The sequence below is a fragment of the Flavobacterium sp. genome (genome assembly GCF_024305175.1).
Taxonomy (GTDB): Bacteria; Bacteroidota; Bacteroidia; order Flavobacteriales; family Flavobacteriaceae; genus Flavobacterium.
In genome coordinates, this window is sequence record NZ_JAMWYY010000021.1 from 26,342 (window position 1) to 49,973 (window position 23,632).

The following is a 23,632-nucleotide window of genomic DNA, read 5'->3' on the forward strand; positions in this document are numbered from 1 at the left end:
GATGAGAAATATTATACTATTGGATTTAGAAAAGCACAAAAACCAGTCGCAATATAAACTTGTAGAAAAGGGAATTTATCAAGACTTAACTGATGAGGATGAGACTAATTATCGTGTTGCATTTTCATTTGAGTTAGAAGACAATGAGGACTCACAATATCCATTAGAAGATATATTAGATAAGTATTGCCTCTATGTTTCAGATTTTCCTGACAGCGAAGATAATTCCGGAAATATCTTAAAAATTGAATTTGGAGGAGAATATAGGGATATTAAGAAAGTTACAGAAATCGTAGGCAAGCATGTTTATAATAAAGAATATGAGGAAGGTGGAGAAACCTATGTTAAACTTATAATCGAATGAGCTTGTTTATCGAAATCTCCCAACATGCATAAAATTATTAATAAGTATAGCTATGAAATGCAAACTGCTCCTTTCAATTCTGATGCTTACAGCCTTTAGCAAGGTTAAGGGGCAGGATACATTACAGCACGAAAACCTAAAATCTGTAGTTACGCTAAGCCTTTTATCGCCAACAATAACGTATGCCCCAAGGTATAATGCAGGCTATATGCACCGCTTTGCCAACAGGTGGTGGGCAGGCATAGAAGCAGGATATGGTAATGATGCCACTGCTATAAACATGACACAGGAAAGCGGCAATGAATTCTTTTTCGACCGTTACAGGCTTATTGAAATAAGACCTGAAATTTTTTACAGCCTCCGCAATAATGCAAAAATCAAGCACCTTGTTTCGGCAGAATACTTTTATATTCACCATACAGATACACAAATAAGAAACCGCTATAATACCGGTAATTTTGAATACAGTTTTGACAGCGCTGACTATAAACGTATTAAAACAGGAGTAAATATTAATTACACCCTTTTGTTTTACTTTACCGAAAAGTTTGGCCTGCTCACTAAAACAGGCTTTGGTATGAAGCGTCGTGAGGTTACTTATACTAATGTTAAAAATCCTGTTTCTATAGGTACGGGCTATAATGATGACGAATCATGGTTCGGGATTTATAATTATCTTGAAGATGCCGGTACAAAAACAAATGCAAATTTTAACTTTGACATGAAACTTTTTTATAGATTTTAATTTGATGGAACCCTATTACGACTATATAAAATCTTTGCACCTCATCTTTGTTATAACATGGTTTGCCGGATTGTTTTATATTGTGCGCCTGTTTGTATATCATATTGAGGCCTATGCAAAGCCATCTCCCGAAAAAGAGATACTAACCAAACAATACAAGCTGATGAGCTACCGGCTGTGGTATATTATTACATGGCCTTCGGCGGTGCTGGCAAGCCTTTTTGCTTTCCTTATGCTGTTTGGCACCCAGCGTGGCGCAGTTTGGCTTAATTTTTCTTGGATGCACGTTAAGCTGGCTTTTGTTTTCCTGTTGTACCTGTACCACCTTAAGTGCCATCAGATATTTAAGCAATTGCAACAGGATGAAATAAAGTACTCTACCAATTTTATGCGCATCTGGAACGAAGGCGCTACGCTTATTTTGTTTGCGGTAGTATTTTTGGTAATTTTAAAAAATGCGATAAACTGGGTATATGGCGTTATAGGTATAATGGCATTTGCCATATTGCTTATGCTCGGTTTTAGGTTCTATAAGCGCATAAGGGATAAGAACAACTCCTGAAAGGATGAAACAGCGGTTAAAGATAAAAAGGTGGTCTTTGCGGGTAAGGATATTCATGTCGATGATATTCATTACGCTCGTTGCCTCTTTGCTTATTGCCGCCGTTTCTATTTACCAGTTTAAAGAAGAGGCAAAAGACTACCACCAGGACAGGGTAGACCGCAAAGAAAAAGCCATAAAAGAACACATAAACTACATCCTGAGTACTACCACCTATCCGCTAAATACAGAAAACCTTCCGCTTATATTCCGCGAGCGCATTCACGAACTGGCTAACATCCACGGTATAGAAATTAATATTTATGACCTAAACGGCCACCTGCTGAAATCATCTAAAGCCGCTTTTTCTGTAGATACCATCAGCCAGAAGATACCGGACAGGATATTGCGCATCGTTCGTTCTACAGCAGAAAAAAGGTTTGTGGAACTGCACACTTCCGAAAAAGGGAAAAAGTACCGATCATCCTATAGTTACATAAAAGACACCAAATTTAAGCCCCTGGGCATATTAAGCATGCCCTATATAGAAGACGACGGCTACCTGCAAAGGGAAATAGACAATTTTAAAATGCGTTTTTTGCAGGTGTATTCGTTTATGCTGCTCATATCAATTATAATAGCCTATTTCTTATCCAGCTATATTACCAAATCCCTTAAAACGATAAGTGACCGCATTACAGAAATTCGCCTTAGCAGCGTTAACGAAAAGATAAACCAGAAAGACTTGCCACAGGAAATAAACCAGCTCGTAAAGGCTTACAACATAATGGTGGACGACCTTGAAGAAAGTGCGGCAAAACTGGCACAAAGCGAGCGGGAGCAGGCATGGCGCGAAATGGCAAAGCAGGTAGCACACGAAATTAAGAATCCGCTAACCCCGATGCGCCTTACCGTGCAGAGCTTTCAGCGCAGGTTTAACCCTGAAGACCCCGATATCCATAAAAAAATGGATGAGTTTGCCTCTACCTTAATCCAGCAAATAGATACCATGACGTCGGTGGCTTCGGCGTTTTCGAGCTTTGCCTCTATGCCTGCACAGCAAAATGAAACCATTAACATGGTAAAGATTGTGCAGCTTGCGCTGGAAATATTTAATGAAAGCTACATTGCATTTATTGCCGATGAACCGGAAATAATTACCCGTATGGACCGCACACAGCTAATACGGATTATTACCAACCTTGTTAAAAATGCCATACAGGCAATGCCGGAAGATAAGCCCGACCCGCTTGTGGAGGTAAGGGTGTACCGTGAGGGCAGCAATGCACGGATTTGCGTAAAAGATAACGGTAAAGGTATAAGCATGGAAAACAAGAACCGTATATTTGAACCCAAGTTTACCACCAAGACCAGCGGAATGGGGCTTGGGCTTGGCATTATAAAAAATATAGTAGAAAATTATAACGGCAGCATCACTTTTGAAAGTGAGCGCGGCAAGGGCACAATGTTTACCGTTACTTTCCCGATAACAGAGGAAGACAGCACCGAAACAACAAACAATATATAACAATAAACCGAAAAAAATGAACTACGAAAACATACTGGCTGAAGCTGAAGGGGGCATAGGTGTAATAACCATAAACAGGCCAACCAAGCTAAATGCGCTTAACAAAGCCACAATAGAAGAATTGCACAATGCCTTTAAAAACTTTAATGAAGATGCTGCTGTAAAAGTTATTATTGTTACCGGAAGCGGCGAAAAAGCCTTTGTAGCCGGGGCAGATATAGCCGAGTTTGCCAACTTTTCTGTAGAGGAAGGCGAAAGGCTTGCCGCAAAAGGGCAGGAAATGCTTTTTGATTTTGTGCAGAATCTTAATACACCTGTTATTGCGGCAGTAAACGGCTTTGCACTTGGCGGGGGGCTGGAGCTGGCTATGGCGGCACATTTCCGTATAGCATCAGATAATGCCAAGATGGGCTTGCCCGAAGTATCACTTGGCGTAATACCCGGCTATGGCGGCACGCAGCGTTTGCCGCAGCTTATAGGTAAAGGCCGCGCTATGGAAATGATAATGACTGCCGGAATGATTGGTGCTGAAGAGGCAAAGGCATGGGGGCTTGTAAACCATGTAGTACCGCAACCGGAACTTGTGGAATACTGCAAGGGCTTAGCGGGTAAAATCCTTAAAAATTCATCTGTTGCCATTGCAAAAGCCATTAAGGCGGTAAATGCCAATTATGAAGATGGCGTAAACGGCTATGAAGCAGAAATAAAAGCATTTGGCGAATCATTCGGTACAGAAGATTTTAAAGAGGGCACAACAGCATTCCTTGAGAAAAGGAAAGCAGCATTCCCGGGAAAATAATATAAATGGAGCAACCCCTGCTGCAAATAAACCATGTAACCATATCGGCCCGGAAAGAAGGCCAGTGGCTGCCCATTGTTAAGGACAGCGACTTTGTGCTGCACCAAAACGAAATACTGGGCATAGTAGGCGAATCTGGTTCTGGTAAGTCGGTGACCTCGCTGGCGGTAATGGGGCTGTTGCCCAAAGGGGTTTTACAGGTTACAAACGGAGCCATACTGTTTGAAGGAAAAGATATTGCCGCGCTTCCGCAGAAGGAACTGCAAAAAATGCGCGGCAATGCTATCGGCATGATATTCCAGGAGCCTATGAGCTCGCTTAACCCATCGCTTAAATGCGGTTACCAGGTTGCCGAAATACTAAAGCAGCACACAAAACTTTCTGCCGCGCAAATAAAGGCACAAGTGCTCTCGCTTTTTGAAAAGGTAAAGCTACCCGAGCCGGAAAAAATATACAACCGCTACCCGCACGAAATTTCAGGCGGGCAAAAGCAAAGGGTAATGATAGCCATGGCTATTGCCTGCAAACCCAAAATACTTATTGCCGATGAGCCTACCACGGCACTTGATGTTACCGTTCAGAAAGAAATAATACTGCTGCTAAAAGAGCTGCAACGGGAAACGGGAATGAGCATCATTTTCATTTCGCACGACCTTTCGCTGGTATCTGAAATTGCTGACAGGGTGCTGGTAATGTACCGGGGAGAAATAGTGGAACAGGGCAACGCTGAAAGCATTTTCAACAACCCGCAACACCTTTACACAAAAGCGCTTATTAACTCGCGACCTTCACTGGATGTAAGGCTTAAACGCCTGCCCACAATTCAGGATTATCTTGCGGGCACTGTTACTAAAACAGAAGTCACACCACAACAAAGGCAGGCCGCACATGAAAAGCTTTGTGCGCAAACACCATTACTGGAAGTTATTAATGTAGAGAAAGAATATGTTTCCTCTGCAGGGCTTTTTGGCAAAGATGTAAAGTTTAAAGCGGTAAATGATGTAAGCTTTACCATTTATGAAGGCGAAACTTTAGGGCTGGTAGGCGAAAGCGGCTGCGGCAAATCTACCCTTGGCAATGCAATACTGCAACTGGACAAGCCTACGGCGGGCACTATAAAATATCGGGGTACCGACCTTTCGCTACTTTCAGCAAAACAAATACGCGAACTGCGTAAAGAAATACAAATTATATTCCAGGATCCGTATTCATCGCTCAACCCGAGGCTAACGGTGGGCCGTGCCATTATGGAGCCTATGCAGGTGCACAAACTCTATAAAAACGACAGGGAGCGCAAAGCAAAAACACTCGAAATACTAAACCGGGTTGGACTTGGCTCCGAACATTTTAACCGCTACCCGCACGAGTTTAGCGGAGGGCAGCGACAGCGTATTGGCATTGCACGCACTATTGCCCTGCAACCAAAACTTATAGTGTGCGACGAATCGGTTTCCGCTTTGGATATTTCTGTACAGGCGCAGGTGCTTAACCTGCTTAACGAATTAAAGGAGAACTTCGGCTTTACCTATATTTTCATTTCGCATGACCTTGCTGTTGTTAAATATATGAGCGACCAGGTCGTGGTTATGAACAAGGGCCGTATAGAAGAAATGAACGAAGCCGATGCGCTTTACGAACATCCGCAAAAAGAATACACTAAAAAACTGATAGCCGCTATACCGGGGAGGTAACTGCGCGTTGCAAGTTGCGGGTTGCGGGTTAATGGTCAATCGTTGCGAGTTGAGCGTTGCGAGTTGTTGGTTTTTAGGTTACTGGTTATTCGTAACTTAGTTGTTTTTCCAAATCTGAAATCTGAAATCTGAAATCTGAAAGCTGAAAGCTGAAAGCTGAAAGCTGAAAGCTGAAAGCTGAAAGCTGATAGCTGATAGCTGATAGCTGATAGCTAATAGCTAGAAGTAAAAAAGCCGCCCGGAGGCGGCTGGTTCTTAGTTGGAAGAATCCTTTTTCCTGGACTTTTTGCCTTCCTTTTTTACTGACTTCTTCAGCAGTGCTTTTTTGTCTTTAACCCTTTTAAGCTGCTCGTCAAGCTGGCTCATGAAATAGTTGTTCATACAGTGCTTTTTAGCTTCGGTATAATATTCTGTCGCCGACCTGTACATCTCATATTTTTCATATAAGAGCCCTTTGTAGTAATACATAGTGGCAACATCTATACCCTGCACAGTAAGTCCTATATCAATTACTCTTAATGCTTCATCGAGCCTGTTGTGGTTAATAAGCAGGTTTATGTAATAGTAGTATGTAGTGGTATATTCCTTATCAAGGTATAATGCCATACGGTAATAGTACTCTGCCTGTTTATAATCGTTAAGCTGCTCATCATAAATTTGCCCCATAAGGCAGTGTGCGCCGGCATGCTCATCATCCGCCGCTATTACATATTGTAATTTCTCAATGCATTCATCCACGTTATACGGGTAATTATCCCTCGCCTGGATGTACATCACTTCATAGGTGTTAATGCCCATATCTGATATTATTTTGCCTTTCGGCGATTTATATTTTTATAATAATAATAAAAGGGGCAGGCAATCTGCCCCTTGCAAACTATCGGTCAAACTGCTCCAGCCTGACTGAGCCATCCGGCATTTTTTCGAACCTGTATACAGATTCCTGCCTGTTGCTGCTGCACATTTTCATTGATATTAATACTATGAAGAAAGCCAGTTTCAGCCATATCCATGCCGGCTCAGCTTCTGCCTGTGGTCGCTGCACAACTACTGGTGCAGGCTCATAAAATCCATCTTCATAGTCATACACTAAAGCCAAGTGTTCCTGTTCAGCCCACATTACAAGTAAAGCCTGTACATCATCCGTAACGTAGGCATTATACTTACCTTTAGCTTCAACGATTTCTCTTTCCCTCAGGGAAACATCAACTGTGGCCAAACGGGTAAAATCTTCCTCACCTTTTGTGTAGCGGCGCAATGAGAATATTGCTATATGCCCCTCATAGCAATCATAATCATAACTGGCTACACAGTGGCTCATCTCTGCACCCTCTTCATGCAACATCTCAGAATCGGTAAGTTCAACTGTTGTAAAAACTGCCTCGTCCTTTTCTACACGCAAACCTCTTATACCCGACTTTGGCCAGTAAAGGCGGTCTTCTTCCGCACGCCTTTTTGCCTGTTCCGCATGCCATTCTTCAGCCTGCCGCAACAAAGCTGCCCATGTACGGCCCTGCATACTCATCTGGGGTTGAAACGCCCTTAGGCTCTCTATATACTGCAATACAACCTGCAACTTGTCCAAGGTTATAACATCCTCTGCATTGCTTATAAATTGTATAACCCCACTCCAAAAAGCTTCATGCTCAAAACCATCTGCCAGCATGCTCCATGCCATCAATTCGGCACGCTCTATGCCAGCGCCATAACCAAGCGCCTGCGCACGCCTTATTGCCTGGTTTATGGTATAACCCGAAGGTGTAAGCCTGAAAAAGTGGCTCATCCTGTTGGTAAACTTTACCGGGAAGGCACTTAATGCCAACACACTATCGCCCCTGCCAAGCTGAACATACCAAAGCATATGTATCTTGTTGCCGGTAGCAAATACATGCTCTATAAACTGCGGTACAGGATATTTTGCAAAGCAGTGGCGTATTAATGAAGCCATTTGTTCTTCGGGGGTACAGTCTGTTTTTTGCCAAGCTGTTACTTCGCGCACCAGTTTGTTGCCAAAGCTACTCATAGCGGCTAAGACCTCTATATAATCGGGCATACGCACTACACTAAAACAACGCTGTTCATACAGGTGCAGCAATAATGCCCTGAAGGTATCACGCTTCCACAAATTGCCGGTTGCACTCATTTGTGCAAAATGCGCAGCTATAATACTTTGCAGCGTGCCTTTATTGCCTGTAAGCACCTGTTGCTGGCTGTATGCCCTGTTTACCATATCGGTAAAACCTGTGGCCGCTGCGCCCGGCAGCATTGTTTTAAGTGTTGTTGTTTCCATAACATTTAGCATTTACAGATTCAACTGAATCCTGCTGTTAATCTATCATGCGTTTATAATTTTGTTTTAATCTTTTTAAAATAAAAAGCCCGGTTCCTGTAACAGAACCGGGCTTTGCTTATGCAAAAGCATTTCTCTCCTTTCAAGAGGAAATATCCGGTTCAGTGCATAGATAGTCCAGCCCGCTCATTGGCAAGTTGCACCCTATGGGGTTAAATACTGTATGTTGTGCAATGTTTAAAATCATAGCATAAAAAAAGCCCGGAGCTTATCGGTTCCGGGCTTATATATTTGTAAGTTATAAATATCTATTTAAAACTAAACTGCGCTACAAAACCCGGCGCCAACGCAAGAAAGCTTTCTCCTGCATCGTTAAGCTGATATGTAAGTTTTGTAAAACGCATTTTTATTTCTTTTTTATTTGTGTGCAAATGTACAGTAAAATCTTAATAATGCAAGAACTGTCGATTATTTATACTAAATCTAATTCTTTGAATAGTAAGGCTGTACTAAAATAATTGAGAAATATCCGGTTAGTCTGCAGGCTGTAGCTGCACCGTTATTATTTCGCTGATAACATGGCACTCATCTTCTCCCACGGCTATCGGTTGCGATGTAAAGGTTTCATAACCTTCTGCGGTAACAGTAAGGGTATAAGTACCTGCACGCTCCCAAGCCCCTACAAACTGAGCCGGCGCATCAAGAAACTGGAGTGTTTCGGTATATAAGCCATCCTTGGCAACAACAGTTATGCCCTCACCCAGTAATGCTGAGGTTTCGGCGTCTTTAACCGTTACGTTCAATCCGGCACGCGCCTCTTCAGTACAAACAACATCATTGTTATCATCATCGCCGCTGCATGAAACGACAAGAGAAAACATCATTGCAAAAAGAACTATTTTTTTCATAAGTACGTGTTTATGGATATAGATGCAGTAATTGTATAAAGGTTGCGCTTCTTGTACTACAACTGTTATTTTTTGGTTAAAATAAGTAGGAAAAAACCAGTCGCAATGCATTATTTGTAAATTAGTAATAATAACTAGTATAAATGAGCCTGTTACAAAACTACTTATCTGTAAGGCAGCGCACTGAAGAAATATGCCGCGTGCTGCATACAGAAGATTATATACCCCAGCCTGCCGTATTTGTGAGTCCGCCCAAATGGCACCTTGCACACAGCACCTGGTTTTTTGAAGAGTTTATTTTGACTAAGCACCTGCCGGGTTATAAGGTTTTTGATGAGGATTTCTGTTTCCTGTTTAACAGCTACTATAACAATATAGGCGACAGGACATTCAGGGCCGACAGGGGTGCCATAACAAGGCCGGGAGTTGATGCTGTTTACGAATATCGTAAGTATGTGGACAACCATATGGAGGCCGCGTTAAAAAACGAAGGCATAAACGAACTTGTAATGCTGGGCATTAACCACGAGCAGCAGCACCAGGAGCTTTTATTGACAGACATAAAATATATACTGGGCTGTAATCCCACATTCCCCATATATAATAAAGATATTAACTGGGAAAGCCAGGCAAATGATAGTAGCGGATTTATTACTATTGAAGAAGGGATTTATGAGACAGGCTACAACGGTAACAGATTTTGTTATGATAACGAGCTCGGCAGGCACAAGGTGTATCTGAACCGTTTTGAGATAGCAAATCAACTGGTTACAAATGCCGAATATATAGCTTTTATGGAAGCCGGCGGTTATACCGATTTTAATTACTGGCTGGATGAAGGCTGGGCCTGGCTCAACGAAAACAGCATTGATGCCCCAATGTACTGGCACAAAATAAAGGGGCAATGGAAACATTATACTATGTGTGGGCTAAACGATGTAGACCCCGATGCTATGGTTACGCACATTAGCTTTTATGAAGCGGCAGCCTATGCTGAATGGAAAGGCATGCGCCTGCCAACAGAGTTTGAATGGGAAGCTGCCTCAGAAAAATTAAACTGGGGCAAACGCTGGGAGTGGACACACAGCGCATACCTGCCCTACCCCGGTTTTGCCAAGGCAGACGGAGCAGTTGGCGAGTATAACGGCAAATTCATGATAAACCAGATGGTGCTTCGCGGGGCATCATGTGCAACCAGCCCCGGACACAGCCGGGCTACTTACCGCAACTTTTTTCACCCGCAGGAACGGTGGCAGTTTAACGGCATCCGGCTTGTAAAAAAACAGTAAAGAACCATGAACACAGCAACAACAATAACCACCACCCCGTTCGCCGAAGACGTACTTGATGGGCTTTCAGCAAAAGAGAAGCACCTGTCGTCTAAATATTTTTATGACGATAACGGCAGCCGTATTTTTATGCAGATCATGAAAATGGCTGAGTACTACCCTACCGGGTGCGAGTTTGAAATACTTTCGCAGCAATCTGACAAAATATTGCAGCAACTGCCTTTTGCCGGTACAGAATTTAATATTGTAGAGTTTGGCAGTGGCGACGGCATGAAAACGCGCCACCTGCTGGGTACTTTTATGGCTAAAGGTGCAAGTTTTACCTATATACCCATTGATATTTCTCAGGAAGCTATAGATACGCTCGAAAAAAATGTAAGGGCGGTTTTACCCGATATAGATATGCAGCCGCAAACCGGCGACTATTTTGAGATACTGGACAGTATTTCACAAAACAATAAACCTAACCTCTTCCTGTTTTTAGGCGGCAACATTGGCAATTACAAGCATGAAGACGCGGTAAACCTGCTTAAGAAATTTAATGACGGTATGCACAAAGGAGATATGCTGCTGATGGGCATGGATTTAAAAAAGAATCCGCGTACCATACAAAAGGCTTATGACGACCCGCATGGTATTACTAAGGCGTTTAACATGAACCTGCTTAAGCGTATTAATAACGAGCTAGATTCTGACATTAAGCTTGACCAGTTTGATTTTTACTGTGACTACAACCCAAAAAGCGGTGAGGTTAACAGTTACCTGGTGAGCCTTAAAAAACAGCACTTTCATAGCACTGTACTTAACACTACTTTTTATTTTGAAAAGGATGAAATGATATGGACGGAGCTGTCACAAAAATACAATCCTGATGACATTAAACAACTGGCTAAAGAAACCGGGCTGTCTGTAACCCATAACTTTATGGATTGCCGCCACTATTTTACCGATAGTTTGTGGATGAAGTAGAGAATTAAATTCGGGATAGAAAATTTTCATCAAATAGAATTTAATTTATTACTTTAGACTACTAAATTAAACAATTCTAAAATGGTAAGGCAAACAATTAATGTGAAAGATGTTGCTATATCTGTAGACGATGAATATATCTGTATTACAGATATGATTAAAGCTAAAGAAGGTGATTTTGCTATAAGTGATTGGTTAAGAAATAGAAACACTTTAGAATACATATCTGCATGGGAAAGTATGAATAATCCTAATTTTAATTATGGCGAATTCGCCATAATTACAAGCGGTGCAGGGTTAAACGGCTACAAGGTTAGCGTCAAAGATTTAGTAGAAAAAGCTAACATAACTTGTATCAAAGCAAAAACGGGGAGATACGGAGGCACTTATGCTCATAAAGATATCGCATTTAATTTCGGTATGTGGATAAGCCCAATGTTTCAACTATATATAGTAAAAGAATATCAACGATTAAAAGAAGTTGAACAAAATACGTATAATCTAGAATGGGATGTAAAAAGAGTATTAACAAAAGTAAATTATAATATACATACTGATGCGATTCAAAAACATATAATACCTCATAGTACTTTACCCATCGAAAAGAGAGGTATTGAATACGCTAAGGAAGCCGATTTACTAAACTTAGCGCTTTTCGGGTGTACTGCCAAAGAGTGGAAAGACGCCAACCCACATCATGCATTGAACAAGAAAAACATATGAGACTTTGCAAGCATCAATGAACTAACTGTTATGTCTAATCTTGAATCACTCAATGCTGAGATGATAAAACTTAATGCTACAAAACAAAATCGATATAATATCTTGTTAAAAACTGCTAAAGATCAACTAGAACAACTTAAAAAAGTAGATATAATAAAAGCAATAAGAAAACAAAATAATAGCACTTACCTTGAAGCTAAAGACAAAACTGGTGAGCAATTAGAAAATGAATCATCTAAAAATATTTTAGAAAAAAACCAACAAGCACTTTCAGAGTTTACTAAACAAAAGAAAATTTAAAAAGAGGCATGTAATATATAACAAAAGGCAGCCCCAACGGGCTGCCTTTTGCATTAAATACTTTATAATATAAGATGATGAATTACAAATCAAAACGGATACCCTGTGCCAATGGCAGTTCAGAACCGTAGTTAATGGTGTTTGTTTGCCTTCTCATGTAAGCTTTCCATGCATCAGAACCACTTTCGCGGCCACCGCCTGTTTCTTTTTCACCACCAAAAGCTCCGCCAATTTCAGCGCCGGATGTTCCTATGTTTACGTTTGCAATACCACAGTCAGAACCCGCCTGGCTAAGGAAAAGTTCCATCTCCCTCATATTCTGGGTAAAGATAGAAGAAGATAATCCCTGCGGAACGTCATTCTGCATAGCAATAGCATCTTCAAGCTTGCTGTATTTCATTACATACAGTATCGGGGCAAACGTTTCGTGCTGTACTATCTCAAAATTATTTTGGGCTTCTATAATGCATGGCTTTACATAGCAGCCGCTTTCGTAGCCGTCGCCCTGCATAACACCACCTTCTACAATTACTTTACCGCCTTCGGCTTTAGCCTTTTCTATGGCGTTAAGATAGTTGCTTACAGAGTCTTTATCAATAAGCGGGCCAACGTGGTTATTGCTGTCCAACGGGTTGCCTATTTTAAGTTGTGCGTAAGCACTCTTAAGCACCTCTATAGTCTTATCATACATACTTTCGTGTATAATAAGCCTCCTTGTGGTGGTGCATCGCTGCCCTGCTGTACCCACAGCACCGAACACAGCACCCACAAGCACCATGTTTATATCGGCGTGCTCAGATACTATTATGGCATTGTTACCGCCAAGCTCCAGTATAGTATTACCAAAACGCTCGGCAACGGTTTTAGACACATGGCGGCCCACACGTGTAGAGCCTGTAAACGACACAAGCGGAATACGCTTATCGTTATTAATGCGCTCGGCTATTTCCCTGCCGTTGATAAGGCAGCTAACGCCTTCCGGCACGTTATTTCTTTCCAGTACGGTTTTAATAATATTCTGGCAGGCTATACCGCAAAGTGGTGTTTTTTCACTTGGCTTCCATATACACACATCGCCGCATATCCAGGCAATCATAGAGTTCCAGCTCCACACTGCCACAGGAAAGTTAAATGCAGAAATGATACCTACTACACCAACCGGGTGCCACTGCTCATACATGCGGTGCATTGGCCTTTCGCTGTGCATGGTAAGCCCGTATAACTGGCGCGATAAGCCCACTGCAAAATCACAGATATCAATCATTTCCTGTACTTCGCCAAGGCCTTCCTGCAGGCTCTTACCCATTTCATAAGAAACAAGCTGCCCCAGTGGCTCTTTATACTTGCGAAGCTCATCACCCATTTGGCGCACAATTTCGCCACGCTTGGGTGCAGGCACAAGCCTCCAGCTTTTAAAGGCTTCGGTTGCTTTTGCCATGGCAGTTTCATAATCTTCTTCTGTAGATGCTTTTACTTTTGCTATAAGTGTACCATCTACCGGCGAATAAGATTCTATGATATCGCCATTGGCAAAGCTGTTGCTGCCTGTAGAAGTACCGTCGTTAATTTCTTTTATACCCAGCTTGGCAAGGGCTTCCTGTATGCCGAAGTTATCGGTTAGTGTTGCCATATTTAACTTTTATGTTGTTTATTGTTATTAATTCACAAATATAGCCCTTTTTTATAATTCTGATAATTTTAACCTGTTTAGCGGGTTAATAAATAATTATCTTTCATTTAAAGAGCTGTTTTGTTTACTACTTCACAAATTTAGGGTCGGTTGCCATTAAAGTACCGCATTTATCGCAGGTGCGCAGCTCTTCGGAATTATAGTAATGTTCGAAATGCGGCAAAAAATCTTTTTCGATATCATTCAGCTCAAAATATACCTCATGCAGTTTGTTGTTACAGTTCTCGCAAAACCATAGCAAACCATCGGTATAGCCTTTGCCTGCTCTTTTGCGTTCTATAACCAAACCTATGCTCCCCTCACTCCTGCTTGGCGAATGTGGTACACCGCCGGGGTGCAGGTACATGTCGCCGGCATTAAGTTCCATTTCCTTTCGCTCGCCGTCTTCCTGTATTACTACTTTAATACTGCCTTCAAGCTGGTAAAAAAGCTCTTCGGTTTCATTATAATGATAGTCCTTGCGGGCATTTGGGCCGGCTACTACCATAACAATATAATCTTCAGAAAGCGGGTAAATGTTTTTGTTGCCAACGGGCGGTTTAAGCAGGTGACGGTTATCTTCTATCCATTTAGTAAGGTTAAAGGGCTTCATTACTGCCATAATTGTTGTCATTAAAATTATGTACTAAAAGTACTAAATAAAAAAGGTTAGCCGAAGCTAACCTTATATATATTGTAATGGAAATTACATCTGTTTTATCAGGTACAGGTAAACCGGGAAGTGGTCGCTGTAGCCCGGAACACCGTTCCAGTTACGGGCAGGGTAGCCTTTGTACTGGCCTGACGTTTGCATCAGGTAGCCTTTATTGAATACTCCCGCTTTCCAAAAGGTAAAGTTAGAGTAATCTTTACGGATTAGCGGTTCAGAAACGATCATCTGGTCAAAAAGGTCCCATGCATCGCGGTAGGCAAGTGTACCAATACCCCTGTCGCTCATTTCTTCCATTGGGTTAAACATGCCCTGCTTTTGCACATCTTCTTTTTTAGCCTGTGCGCCAAGCACTTTTTTCACACTTTTATTATATGGGCCATCGTTAAGGTCGCCCATTGTGATGATTTTAGCATTAGGGTTTATCTGGTAAAGCGAGTCAATTATTTTTTTGTTTAGCGCTGCTGCTGCCTCACGAAAGGGGCTGCTGCGCTTTTCTCCGCCCGAGCGTGAAGGCCAGTGGTTTACTATAAAGTGTATTTCCTCGCCATCAAGCAGTCCCGAAACTAATAACTGGTCACGGGTATATACCCTGCCCAGGTTATCGGCTTCTGTTTTATCATCTGTTTTTTCTTCTTCGTCTTTCTTAGCCTTAGCATTTTCGGCATTACGGTAAATGATAAGCGGTATATTTTTATAGCTGGTCGGCTTAAAGTGCTTCTTCTGGTAAAGCAGGCCAACATCTATACCCCTTTTATCTGGAGAGTCAAAATGGATTATACCATAATCTTTATTAACCAGCAAGGGCTGTTTAACCAGGTCTTCCAGAACCTTGCGGTTTTCAATTTCCGCCACACCTAAAACAGTTGGCGAGTTAGGGTTTTCTCCCACGCCTATTTCAGATATTACCTTACTAAGGTTGTCAAGTTTTTTTTGGTATTTTTCGGGTGTCCAGCTTTGCGAACCACTTGGCAGCCATTCCTCGTCATTAATCTTCGGGTCGTTAGTCGTGTCGAACAGGTTCTCGCAGTTATAAAACGCAATTGTATGCACTTTATACTGTTTTTGCTGTGCAAATGCAGCAAAATATGAGAATAACACAAAAAACAGGACATTTGATTTTCTAATCATTATTTAACATATATTAATTTAACATCAAGTTTTATAACAAAACAGGTGCCAAAAGTAGTTAATTATTTTAATTGGTGTACATTTGCGCCCGTTAAGAAATATTTAACTTGACAAAAAAGGAAATAATTTAATTTTATCTATGAAAAAACTAGTATTCAGCCTTTTACTCACAGTGCAGGCTGTTGTGGCATGGTCGCAGCAAACGGCATTGATAACGGGTAAAGTAGTCGATTCAAAAACGCAGCAGCCTATCCAGAATGTTGTGGCAACTCTTGAAGGAACAAACCAGACTGCACTTACTAACGTGCAGGGTGTATTTACCTTTGAAAAAGCTGCTACAGGCAACCTTACCCTTACTGTAGGGAGCACGGGCTATGTTACCCAGACATTTACACTGCAGGTAACAGAGGGCCAGACACTTGATATTGGTATTGTTGCGCTTGAACAGGACATTACCTCTGAACAACAGCTAAGCCTTATAACGCTGACAGAGAGTGATTTGGGAGATGATAACGGGAACTCTGAAAGTACAGCGGGATTATTGCAGGCATCGAGGGATATTTTTATGCAGGCTGCCGCTTTTGATTTTGGACAGGCAAGGTTCCGCGTTAGGGGACTTGACAACGAATATGGTAAAACCATGATAAATGGTGTGCCAATGGATAAACTTTATGACGGAAGGCCGCAATGGAGTAACTGGGGTGGCCTTAACGATGTAACACGTAACCAAGAGTTTACCATAGGTTCTGATGCATCTGATTATACTTTTGGCGGTATATTGGGTACACAGGAAATAAACATAAGGGCATCTACTTTCAGGCCCGGAAGCAGGATATCATTTTCCGGCACCAACACCAACTACAGCTGGAGGGCAATGGCAACCCATGCTTCCGGTATGGATGAGAACGGCTGGGCTTATGTAATTTCAGCTTCAAGAAGGTGGGCTCAGGAAGGCTACTTTGAAGGTACCGATTATGATGCAAACTCTTTCTTTGCGAGCGTAGAGAAGAAGATAAACGACCACCACAGCATTAACTTTACCAGTATATATGCACAAAACAGCCGCGGCAAAAACTCTCCTAACACTCAGGAAGTTATAGACCTTGCAGGCGAAAAGTACAATTCATACTGGGGATGGCAGAACGGCGAAAAAAGGAACTCTCGCGATAAAGACGTAGAGGAGCCTATTTTTATGCTGGGCCACTACTGGAAAATAAACGAGAAGAACACGCTTAATACTAACATTGCCTACCAGTTTGGTAAAATTGGTAACAGCAGGCTCGATTTTAACTATACCAGGAACCCTGATCCTACTTATTACAGGAACCTGCCAAGTTTTTATACTACACAATTTGAATTTCCTGCACCAGATGCCCAAGCGCCTGTATATGTAGGCGACAGCCCTGAAAACCAACTGTATGCAAACCTTGCAAGAGAAAGGTTTCTTAACAACAGGCAAATTGACTGGGATAAGCTTTACAGGGATAATATTGAGAACGGAGAAAGCCTTGCAGTATTGTATGAAGACAGAACGGATGACCGTATGTTTACTGCAAACTCTATCTTAAACTCTCAGCTTACAGACCATATCGTGCTAAATGCAGGTATCACATACAGGAAACTGAAGTCGCACAACTTCCAGAACCTGTTAGACCTTTTAGGCGGTAGCGGTTACCTTGATATAGACCCTTTCCTTATTGGTAATGCAAGGCAAAGCGACCTTAACAACCCTAACAGGGTAGTGGGTGTAGGCGATGAGTTTGGTTACAACTACAACCTGTTTGCCGATATTATAGATGCCTTTACACAGTTCAGGTTCAACTATGGCAAAACAGAGTTCTACCTTGCCCAGAACTATTCATGGACAGAATACCAGAGAGAAGGTATTTACCAAAATGGTAACTATTCTACCAACTCGTTTGGTAAAAGCGAAGAGCGTACATTCAACAACTTTGGCTTTAAAGGAGGCTTTACTTATAAATTTACAGGCCGCCACATGTTCGACTTTAACGGTATCTTTATGACAAAGGCACCAACACTAAGGAACACCTTTAGCAATGCCAGGTTAAATAACAATATTGTTGAAGGCCTTGAAAGCGAAACAATTTATGGTGGAGATATCAGCTATATTATAAGGGCTCCTAAATTAAAGGCACGTATAACAGGTTACTTCTCGAGGATTACAGATGTAACCGACATCAGTTTTTACTATGCAGAAGGTCTAGCTCTTGTTATTCCTGAAGGAGACGGAGCTAACGGACAGGCAGGCCAAAGGCTTAACAATGCTTTTGCAGCAGAAATTGTTACCGGCTTAGACAAGCAAAATATTGGTGGTGAGCTTGGTATAGAATACCAGATTACTTCTACCATTAAGGCTACTGCGGTTGCAGCTTACGGGCAATATACCTTTAACAGCGACCCTAACGTAAAGCTTAATGTTGATAACTTCCGCTCTACTATAGATTTCGGACGCTCTACAATGAAAGATTATAAGCAGCCGGGCATGCCGCAGCAGGCTTACTCGTTTGACCTTGAGTACAGGGATCCGCATTACTGGTGGATAGGTGCAAGCGTTAACTACCTTGCCGACAATTATATAGATATTTCGCCGTTATTAAGGACAGATAACTTCTTTATAAACAATGAAGATGTTAATGGGTATCCTTTCCCTGAAGCTACAGAAGCCGGTGCAAGGCAATTGCTGAAGCAGGAAAAATTAGACCCTGCCACCATCATTAACCTTACAGGCGGTAAGTCTTGGAGGATTGGTGATAAGACCCTTGGTATATTTGCAAGCATAAACAACGTGTTTGATTTCTCATATAAAACAGGTGGTTTTGAGCAGGCAAGGAATGCCAACTACAGGCAGCTTAGCCAAGATATGGCAGGCCCTGCACGTTCTTTTGGCCCTAAATACTTTTTCGGTTACGGAAGGAACTATTTCGTAAACCTTTATCTCAACTTTTAATTAAACAAAAATTAGATATGAAAACTAAATTTTTAAAATCAATTTTATTCATGGCGCTTGCAGCAGGTACCCTTACCAGCTGTGTTAATGATGACGATTACAACATTCCTGCACTGGAGTGTACAGAACCTTCTATTACTGCAACTAAAACTGTTGAACAACTATATAGCCAGGCTACAAGTGTTGCTACCCTTTACCAGGCTGCAGATGAAAATGCTGATGATTATATAGAGGCTGTAGTAGTATCGAGCGATAAAGGCGGTAACTTTTACAAGACCATTTACCTTAACAACATTGTTACTGATGGAAATGGTGAACTGCGTGCCGGTAACATTGGTTTCTCTATACAGGTAAACCAGACAGACCTGTTTACTGACTATGGTGTGGGAAGAAAAGTTTATATTAAGCTTGATGGCCTTTATACACAAATAAGGAGCAACACCCTTCAGATAGGGGCTCTTTTTGGCAACAACGTTGGCCAGATACCTGCTGAGCTTTATGCAAACCATATTTTCAGGGCTTGTACAGTTATTGAGGAATCTAAACTTGTAAATGTAATAACAGACCTTAGCCAGATCAACGATAGCTACATAGGCAGGCTTATCCGTTTTGAGGGCGTTCAGTTTACTGATGGTTCACTTAACCAGACGTACTACAATGCTGCAAACGTTGATGCAGGCGGGCAAACCCTAACTTACATAACCAACTCTGAAGAGGAGACATATACACTGCCTTTCAGGACAGGTTCTTTTGCAGACTACGCCGGTACACAGGTTGCAACAGGTAATGGCAGCATTACAGGTATCCTTACCAAGTTTAACACTACCTACCAGTTTGTATCCCGTTATGCAACTGATATTAACCTTGACGGCGAGAGAATTGGCGAGCTGCCGGTTGAAGTGGGCGACCCGTTCTTTACTGAAGATTTCCAGTCTGCAGAAAACAACACTAACTTTAACTTTGACGGTTGGTATAACATTGCTGAATCAGGTGTTTGGTTATGGAGAGAAAAAGTATTCCAGGAAAATGGCTATGCCGAATTCAGCCCGTTTGGTTCAGGAAGCACTCTTAACGAGGTTTGGATGATAACTCCTGCTATTAACCTTGATGACTACAGCAATGTTACCTTTACATTTGAAACAGCACAGCACCACCTTGATGTTGACGCAGACGGTAATAAGCTTGAAATATTCATCATCAGTAACTTTAACGGTACTGATATTGCTAGCGCAACTAAAGTAAACGTTACTGACCAGGCTACTTTACCAACAAGCGCTACAGCTTGGTATGAGTTTGTAAACTCTGGTGTTATAGACCTTTCAGGCTTCTCAGGCCAGGTACACATTGGCTTTAAAGTTACAGGCTCAGGTACTGATACAACTCTTGACGGTGCTTTCCAGATAGATAACCTTACAGTTAGCGGTGTAAACTAATACTGCTTACAGCATATAAATAAAGGGTGGCCGTTGAGCCACCCTTTTTATTTTAGGATTAGTCATTCTGCATATTTTGTATTGACCAAATCTACAATATTGTTTGAGATACCCCAATCATAAATATGCTGCAATATCGGAATAAATGATGTTCCTAATTCCGAAAGGCTATACTCCGTACGAGGGGGTATTTCACCATAATCTTTTTTTATTACCCAGCCGTCATCTGCCAGTACACTTAACTGTTGGGTAAGCATTTTTTCAGAAATATTCGGTATAGCCCGGTGCAATTCCTTATACCTTAGGGATTTGTTTTTCAAATTCCACAGTATCATCAGTTTCCACCTGCCACCCACTACTTTAAGGGTAGAGGCTATTGGGCAGTCAAAAGTTATAGACTGCTCATTTATAAAATTAGTCGAGGTTTCTTTTCTCATTTACACGCACTTTATTGTATGTACCATATTATTTGTGTGCAAATATAATTAACTTAAACTTTGTGCTATTATTAATTCAACTTTATTTGAAATGAATGTAACAAACAAAAAAATTATTGTTATCGGCGGCAGTTCGGGAATTGGCAGGGCTGTTGCCGAAATGGCTTTTAATTTAGGGAATAACGTTATTCTAACCAGCCGTGATAAGGCAAAAGCCGAAACTGTTGCCAAAAACATTGGCAGTACCGTAACAGGTTTTGAGTTGGAGGTTAATGATGAGCATCAGGTAAATGCTTTTTTTGAAAGTTTATCAGGTATCGAACACATTTACATTGCAGCAGGCAGCACCGCACTGGGAGCACTTACTGATGGTGTGCTGGAAGAGAAGCTTCAAGGCTTTAATACCCGATTGCTGGGAAGCCTGAGGGTAGTTAAGGCTGCCATCGCAAAAATGAATGCTGGAGGTTCAATTATTTTTACAGGAGGAGTATCTACCGACAGGCCTATTGCCGGAGCGTGGGTTTCGGGCTTAGGTACAGCCTCGGCAGAGCAGTTAGCCCGCGTATTAGTGATGGAGTTCCCGCACATCCGCTTTAATGCGGTTTCGCCCGGTTATACCGACACCCCTATGTGGGACGAAATTATGGGTGATAACAAAACTACTGTTTTGGCAGGCATTGCGAAAACGCTTCCCGTTAAAAAAATAGCGTCTCCGGAAGAGGTAGCCTCTGCAGTTATCTTTTTAATGTCGAATGCCTCTGTAACGGGTGAGGTAATCCATATTGACGGTGGTTCACGATTAGTTTAATAATTCAAAAATAAAAAATGAAAAGATTAATTTTTGTAGTGCTAATAGTAATGATCTCGGCTTTTGCTTTTGCACAAAGCGGTTTGAAGGTTGGCGAAAAAGCACCTGATTTTAAAGCAAAAGATCAGAATGGCAATGTAGTTACGCTGAAAGATGCTTTAAAAAAAGGTAAGGTGGTAATATTATTTTATCGTGGCTACTGGTGCCCGAATTGTAGTAGGGCAGTAAAAAGTTTGCAGGACTCCTTACAATTATTAACAGACAGAAATGTATCGGTCATCGCCATTTCTCCAGAAGGTGCCGATGGGATTAAGAAGACCGTTAGTAAATCGAAGGCAACTTTTACTGTTTTAAGTGATGAAGGTTTGAAAATATCAAAAGCATTCAAGGTGGCATTTAAAGTAACCAAAGATATGGATGCCATACATAATCAGTATAACATTGATGTAGTGGGTAATAACGTCAGCAACGGCAATTATTTACCCAGACCTTCGGCATTTATAATTGATACTGATGGTACAATTATATACCGCTATTTCAATACTTTGCCTTATTCGCATCCTAACAGTAACAACCGGGTAACGGTTAAAGAACTTTTACAGAATTTATAAATTTAAAAATCCAAAAAATGTCAGAGCAACATATTTCAGTTTGGATTGATGAGCTGGTATCATTAGCTGTTGGAGGTCAATGGGAAGTGGCCTTTGAAAAATTTTATCATCAGGATATCGAAAAAACAGATCTTGATGGAGTACCCGTTACAGGAATGTCTCAAAATATTGAGAACGGGCGCAGTTTTTCTTCAAAAATCTCAAACGTAAGAGATTTCTCGTGTGCAGGTAAAATTGTAAAAGGGAACAGGAGTTTTATTGTTTGGTCGTTCGATTTTGATGTTGAGTGTAAACCGTTTAAGGTTACAGAGGTGGCTATACAGGATTGGGAAGACGGTAAAATTATCAAAGAAAGGTTCTTTGCTTAAATGTACAGCATAATAAAAAGCGGTTAGGGCAAAACCTAGCCGCTTTTTTAATGTATATTTATGTCTATTCCTCTTCCGTTGCACTGTTCTCGTTATAATCCGGATACAAAAAGTTATTATAGGGGAAACGGGTAATATGTATTTGCCTTACAGCCTCATAAACCTTTTGACGGAACTCCTCCATATTCTCTTTATTTATTGCAGAAATAAACAGGGCATTGTTTTCACCCACATTGGCCATCCATGTAGCTTTCCATTCCTCTAAAGAGTAATGCCTTGTCGTCCTCTCAGTTACAAGGTCATCTTCATCAATGGTAAGCGGCATATAAGCATCAATCTTATTGAATACCATTATAGTTGGCTTGTCGTCAGATTTTATTTCTTTAAGGATACTATTAACCGATTGTATATGGTCTTCAAATTCCGGATGCGAAATATCCACAACATGCAGCAGTAAATCGGCTTCCCTAACTTCGTCAAGCGTACTCTTGAATGACTCGATAAGCTGGGTAGGCAGCTTCCTGATAAACCCAACAGTATCGCTAAGCAGGAACGGCAGGTTCTTTATCACTACTTTCCTGACAGTTGTATCAAGCGTAGCAAAAAGCTTGTTCTCTACAAAAACCTCGCTTTTGCTAATAACATTCATGAGTGTAGATTTACCTACGTTGGTGTAACCCACAAGGGCCACCCTTACCAAAGCACCCCTGTTGCTGCGCTGCACCGACATTTGCCTGTCAATAGTTTTAATTTTGTCTTTCAGCAGGGCAATCCTGTCGCGCACAATACGCCTGTCGGTTTCAATCTCTGTTTCACCGGGGCCACGCATACCAATACCACCCCTTTGGCGCTCAAGGTGCGTCCACATACCGCTAAGGCGTGGCAGCAAATACTGGCACTGTGCCAGCTCAACCTGTGTGCGGGCATAGCTGGTTTCGGCACGCTGTGCAAAAATATCAAGGATAAGGTTAGTACGGTCAAGCACTTTGCAGTCCAGTATCTTATTCAGGTTTTTTTGCTGTGCCGGCGAGAGTTCGTCATCAAAAATTACAGTTTTTACATCATGTTCTTTAACATAGGTGTGTATCTCCTCTATTTTTCCTGTCCCTAAAAAGGTTTTAGGATTGGGTTTATCCATTTTTTGTGAAAACCTTTTTACCACTTCGCCACCTGCGGTAAAGGTTAAAAATTCAAGTTCATCAAGATATTCGGTAAGCTTATCCTCACTCTGCTCCTGCGTTACAACGCCTGCAATAACCGTTTTCTCAAAATTAATAGTTTCTTTCTCCAGCATAATTTTTTACATAAATAACAAAAATACAAAAAACAACACTCACATTTTTATATTATTGTTTATAAACAAACTGTTTACTTCAGTAATGTTAAATTT

General features: G+C 41.5%; 23 protein-coding genes. 15 read left to right on the forward strand and 8 right to left on the reverse strand.

Annotation, left to right across the window (positions count from 1 at the left end):
* Position 1 precedes the first annotated feature (1 nt).
* The 6 genes from Q0K96_RS07125 to Q0K96_RS07150 all read left to right on the forward strand — a co-directional run bounded on the left by Q0K96_RS07125 (position 2) and on the right by Q0K96_RS07150 (position 5,668).
* Positions 2-364, forward strand: coding sequence for a hypothetical protein (locus Q0K96_RS07125; protein WP_297333314.1), 363 nt, complete (start codon positions 2-4; stop codon positions 362-364).
* 52 nt (positions 365-416) lie between these two features.
* A complete protein-coding gene (locus Q0K96_RS07130; RefSeq protein ID WP_297333315.1) occupies positions 417-1,109 on the forward strand; it encodes a hypothetical protein in 693 nt (230 codons plus the stop codon).
* A 4-nt stretch (positions 1,110-1,113) separates the two neighbouring features.
* Positions 1,114-1,671, forward strand: coding sequence for a CopD family protein (locus Q0K96_RS07135; protein ID WP_297333316.1), 558 nt, complete (start codon positions 1,114-1,116; stop codon positions 1,669-1,671).
* 61 nt (positions 1,672-1,732) lie between these two features.
* On the forward strand, positions 1,733-3,178 hold the full coding sequence (locus Q0K96_RS07140) for an ATP-binding protein (RefSeq protein WP_297333335.1): 1,446 nt from the start codon (positions 1,733-1,735) through the stop codon (positions 3,176-3,178).
* 16 nt (positions 3,179-3,194) lie between these two features.
* A complete protein-coding gene (locus tag Q0K96_RS07145; protein WP_297333317.1) occupies positions 3,195-3,977 on the forward strand; it encodes an enoyl-CoA hydratase-related protein in 783 nt (260 codons plus the stop codon).
* 5 nt (positions 3,978-3,982) lie between these two features.
* Positions 3,983-5,668, forward strand: a complete 1,686-nt coding sequence (locus tag Q0K96_RS07150; RefSeq protein ID WP_297333318.1) for an ABC transporter ATP-binding protein — start codon at positions 3,983-3,985, stop codon at positions 5,666-5,668.
* 255 nt (positions 5,669-5,923) lie between these two features.
* On the opposite strand, the gene Q0K96_RS07155 is transcribed toward Q0K96_RS07150, so the two are convergent.
* The 3 genes from Q0K96_RS07155 to Q0K96_RS07165 form a co-directional block, all read right to left on the reverse strand.
* Positions 5,924-6,466, reverse strand: a complete 543-nt coding sequence (locus Q0K96_RS07155; protein WP_297333319.1) for a hypothetical protein — start codon at positions 6,464-6,466, stop codon at positions 5,924-5,926.
* Positions 6,467-6,545: 79 nt separating this feature from the next.
* A complete protein-coding gene (locus Q0K96_RS07160) occupies positions 6,546-7,958 on the reverse strand; it encodes a PcfJ domain-containing protein (protein WP_297333320.1) in 1,413 nt (470 codons plus the stop codon).
* A 533-nt stretch (positions 7,959-8,491) separates the two neighbouring features.
* Positions 8,492-8,866, reverse strand: a complete 375-nt coding sequence (locus Q0K96_RS07165; protein WP_297333321.1) for a carboxypeptidase-like regulatory domain-containing protein — start codon at positions 8,864-8,866, stop codon at positions 8,492-8,494.
* A gap of 143 nt (positions 8,867-9,009) precedes the next feature.
* Between Q0K96_RS07165 and egtB the strand changes: the two genes are divergently transcribed.
* The 4 genes from egtB (at position 9,010) to Q0K96_RS07185 (ending at position 12,147) form a co-directional block, all read left to right on the forward strand.
* On the forward strand, positions 9,010-10,155 hold the full coding sequence (egtB, locus tag Q0K96_RS07170) for an ergothioneine biosynthesis protein EgtB (protein WP_297333322.1): 1,146 nt from the start codon (positions 9,010-9,012) through the stop codon (positions 10,153-10,155).
* 6 nt (positions 10,156-10,161) lie between these two features.
* On the forward strand, positions 10,162-11,124 hold the full coding sequence (locus Q0K96_RS07175; protein ID WP_297333323.1) for an L-histidine N(alpha)-methyltransferase: 963 nt from the start codon (positions 10,162-10,164) through the stop codon (positions 11,122-11,124).
* Positions 11,125-11,205: 81 nt separating this feature from the next.
* Positions 11,206-11,847 carry a KilA-N domain-containing protein gene (locus tag Q0K96_RS07180; protein WP_297333324.1) on the forward strand — a complete coding sequence of 214 codons (642 nt, stop codon included), beginning with the start codon at positions 11,206-11,208 and terminating at the stop codon, positions 11,845-11,847.
* A 30-nt stretch (positions 11,848-11,877) separates the two neighbouring features.
* Positions 11,878-12,147, forward strand: coding sequence for a hypothetical protein (locus Q0K96_RS07185; protein WP_297333325.1), 270 nt, complete (start codon positions 11,878-11,880; stop codon positions 12,145-12,147).
* Positions 12,148-12,229: 82 nt separating this feature from the next.
* Here the strand turns inward: Q0K96_RS07185 and Q0K96_RS07190 are convergent, their stop codons facing one another.
* The 3 genes from Q0K96_RS07190 to Q0K96_RS07200 all read right to left on the reverse strand — a co-directional run bounded on the left by Q0K96_RS07190 (position 12,230) and on the right by Q0K96_RS07200 (position 15,617).
* Entirely contained in the window at positions 12,230-13,777 is a 1,548-nt protein-coding gene (locus Q0K96_RS07190; protein WP_297333326.1) for an aldehyde dehydrogenase family protein, read from the reverse strand.
* Between the two features lie 127 nt (positions 13,778-13,904).
* Positions 13,905-14,438 carry a 3-hydroxyanthranilate 3,4-dioxygenase gene (locus Q0K96_RS07195; protein ID WP_297333336.1) on the reverse strand — a complete coding sequence of 178 codons (534 nt, stop codon included), beginning with the start codon at positions 14,436-14,438 and terminating at the stop codon, positions 13,905-13,907.
* An 84-nt stretch (positions 14,439-14,522) separates the two neighbouring features.
* Positions 14,523-15,617, reverse strand: a complete 1,095-nt coding sequence (locus Q0K96_RS07200) for an endonuclease/exonuclease/phosphatase family protein (RefSeq protein ID WP_297333327.1) — start codon at positions 15,615-15,617, stop codon at positions 14,523-14,525.
* A gap of 139 nt (positions 15,618-15,756) precedes the next feature.
* On the opposite strand from Q0K96_RS07200, the gene Q0K96_RS07205 reads away from it, so the two are divergent.
* Together Q0K96_RS07205 and Q0K96_RS07210 are read left to right on the forward strand one after the other, a co-directional pair.
* Entirely contained in the window at positions 15,757-18,585 is a 2,829-nt protein-coding gene (locus tag Q0K96_RS07205) for a TonB-dependent receptor (protein ID WP_297333328.1), read from the forward strand.
* Between the two features lie 17 nt (positions 18,586-18,602).
* On the forward strand, positions 18,603-20,018 hold the full coding sequence (locus Q0K96_RS07210; protein ID WP_297333329.1) for a DUF5689 domain-containing protein: 1,416 nt from the start codon (positions 18,603-18,605) through the stop codon (positions 20,016-20,018).
* 62 nt (positions 20,019-20,080) lie between these two features.
* On the opposite strand, the gene Q0K96_RS07215 is transcribed toward Q0K96_RS07210, so the two are convergent.
* Complete coding sequence (locus tag Q0K96_RS07215) at positions 20,081-20,455, reverse strand: helix-turn-helix domain-containing protein (protein ID WP_297333330.1); 375 nt, start codon at positions 20,453-20,455, stop codon at positions 20,081-20,083.
* 91 nt (positions 20,456-20,546) lie between these two features.
* Between Q0K96_RS07215 and Q0K96_RS07220 the strand changes: the two genes are divergently transcribed.
* From Q0K96_RS07220 to Q0K96_RS07230, 3 genes are read left to right on the forward strand one after another with little or no spacing between them, the layout of a single operon-like run.
* Positions 20,547-21,263: an SDR family oxidoreductase gene (locus Q0K96_RS07220; RefSeq protein WP_297333331.1), complete on the forward strand. Its 717-nt coding sequence runs from the start codon at positions 20,547-20,549 to the stop codon at positions 21,261-21,263.
* A 17-nt stretch (positions 21,264-21,280) separates the two neighbouring features.
* On the forward strand, positions 21,281-21,874 hold the full coding sequence (locus Q0K96_RS07225) for a peroxiredoxin family protein (protein WP_297333332.1): 594 nt from the start codon (positions 21,281-21,283) through the stop codon (positions 21,872-21,874).
* A 17-nt stretch (positions 21,875-21,891) separates the two neighbouring features.
* Positions 21,892-22,242, forward strand: coding sequence for a SnoaL-like domain-containing protein (locus Q0K96_RS07230; protein WP_297333333.1), 351 nt, complete (start codon positions 21,892-21,894; stop codon positions 22,240-22,242).
* 64 nt (positions 22,243-22,306) lie between these two features.
* Here Q0K96_RS07230 and hflX read toward each other — a convergent pair whose 3' ends face one another.
* Positions 22,307-23,536: a GTPase HflX gene (gene hflX, locus Q0K96_RS07235; RefSeq protein WP_297333334.1), complete on the reverse strand. Its 1,230-nt coding sequence runs from the start codon at positions 23,534-23,536 to the stop codon at positions 22,307-22,309.
* Positions 23,537-23,632: the final 96 nt, after the last annotated feature.

Excerpts from the sequence above, each read along its gene's own strand:
- Q0K96_RS07200 (WP_297333327.1), bottom strand. The coding sequence starts at position 15,617 with ATGATTAGAAAATCAAATGTCCTGTTTTTTGTGTTATTCTCATATTTT.
- Q0K96_RS07225 (WP_297333332.1), top strand. The coding sequence starts at position 21,281 with ATGAAAAGATTAATTTTTGTAGTGCTAATAGTAATGATCTCGGCTTTT.
- Q0K96_RS07230 (WP_297333333.1), top strand. The coding sequence starts at position 21,892 with ATGTCAGAGCAACATATTTCAGTTTGGATTGATGAGCTGGTATCATTA.
- Q0K96_RS07195 (WP_297333336.1), bottom strand. The coding sequence starts at position 14,438 with ATGGCAGTAATGAAGCCCTTTAACCTTACTAAATGGATAGAAGATAAC.
- Q0K96_RS07180 (WP_297333324.1), top strand. The coding sequence starts at position 11,206 with ATGGTAAGGCAAACAATTAATGTGAAAGATGTTGCTATATCTGTAGAC.
- Q0K96_RS07155 (WP_297333319.1), bottom strand. The coding sequence starts at position 6,466 with ATGGGCATTAACACCTATGAAGTGATGTACATCCAGGCGAGGGATAAT.
- Q0K96_RS07150 (WP_297333318.1), top strand. The coding sequence starts at position 3,983 with ATGGAGCAACCCCTGCTGCAAATAAACCATGTAACCATATCGGCCCGG.
- Q0K96_RS07205 (WP_297333328.1), top strand. The coding sequence starts at position 15,757 with ATGAAAAAACTAGTATTCAGCCTTTTACTCACAGTGCAGGCTGTTGTG.
- Q0K96_RS07185 (WP_297333325.1), top strand. The coding sequence starts at position 11,878 with ATGTCTAATCTTGAATCACTCAATGCTGAGATGATAAAACTTAATGCT.
- Q0K96_RS07215 (WP_297333330.1), bottom strand. The coding sequence starts at position 20,455 with ATGAGAAAAGAAACCTCGACTAATTTTATAAATGAGCAGTCTATAACT.
- Q0K96_RS07210 (WP_297333329.1), top strand. The coding sequence starts at position 18,603 with ATGAAAACTAAATTTTTAAAATCAATTTTATTCATGGCGCTTGCAGCA.
- Q0K96_RS07175 (WP_297333323.1), top strand. The coding sequence starts at position 10,162 with ATGAACACAGCAACAACAATAACCACCACCCCGTTCGCCGAAGACGTA.
- Q0K96_RS07135 (WP_297333316.1), top strand. The coding sequence starts at position 1,114 with ATGGAACCCTATTACGACTATATAAAATCTTTGCACCTCATCTTTGTT.
- Q0K96_RS07145 (WP_297333317.1), top strand. The coding sequence starts at position 3,195 with ATGAACTACGAAAACATACTGGCTGAAGCTGAAGGGGGCATAGGTGTA.
- Q0K96_RS07220 (WP_297333331.1), top strand. The coding sequence starts at position 20,547 with ATGAATGTAACAAACAAAAAAATTATTGTTATCGGCGGCAGTTCGGGA.
- Q0K96_RS07160 (WP_297333320.1), bottom strand. The coding sequence starts at position 7,958 with ATGGAAACAACAACACTTAAAACAATGCTGCCGGGCGCAGCGGCCACA.
- Q0K96_RS07130 (WP_297333315.1), top strand. The coding sequence starts at position 417 with ATGAAATGCAAACTGCTCCTTTCAATTCTGATGCTTACAGCCTTTAGC.
- hflX (WP_297333334.1), bottom strand. The coding sequence starts at position 23,536 with ATGCTGGAGAAAGAAACTATTAATTTTGAGAAAACGGTTATTGCAGGC.
- Q0K96_RS07125 (WP_297333314.1), top strand. The coding sequence starts at position 2 with ATGAGAAATATTATACTATTGGATTTAGAAAAGCACAAAAACCAGTCG.
- egtB (WP_297333322.1), top strand. The coding sequence starts at position 9,010 with ATGAGCCTGTTACAAAACTACTTATCTGTAAGGCAGCGCACTGAAGAA.
- Q0K96_RS07190 (WP_297333326.1), bottom strand. The coding sequence starts at position 13,777 with ATGGCAACACTAACCGATAACTTCGGCATACAGGAAGCCCTTGCCAAG.
- Q0K96_RS07165 (WP_297333321.1), bottom strand. The coding sequence starts at position 8,866 with ATGAAAAAAATAGTTCTTTTTGCAATGATGTTTTCTCTTGTCGTTTCA.
- Q0K96_RS07140 (WP_297333335.1), top strand. The coding sequence starts at position 1,733 with ATGATATTCATTACGCTCGTTGCCTCTTTGCTTATTGCCGCCGTTTCT.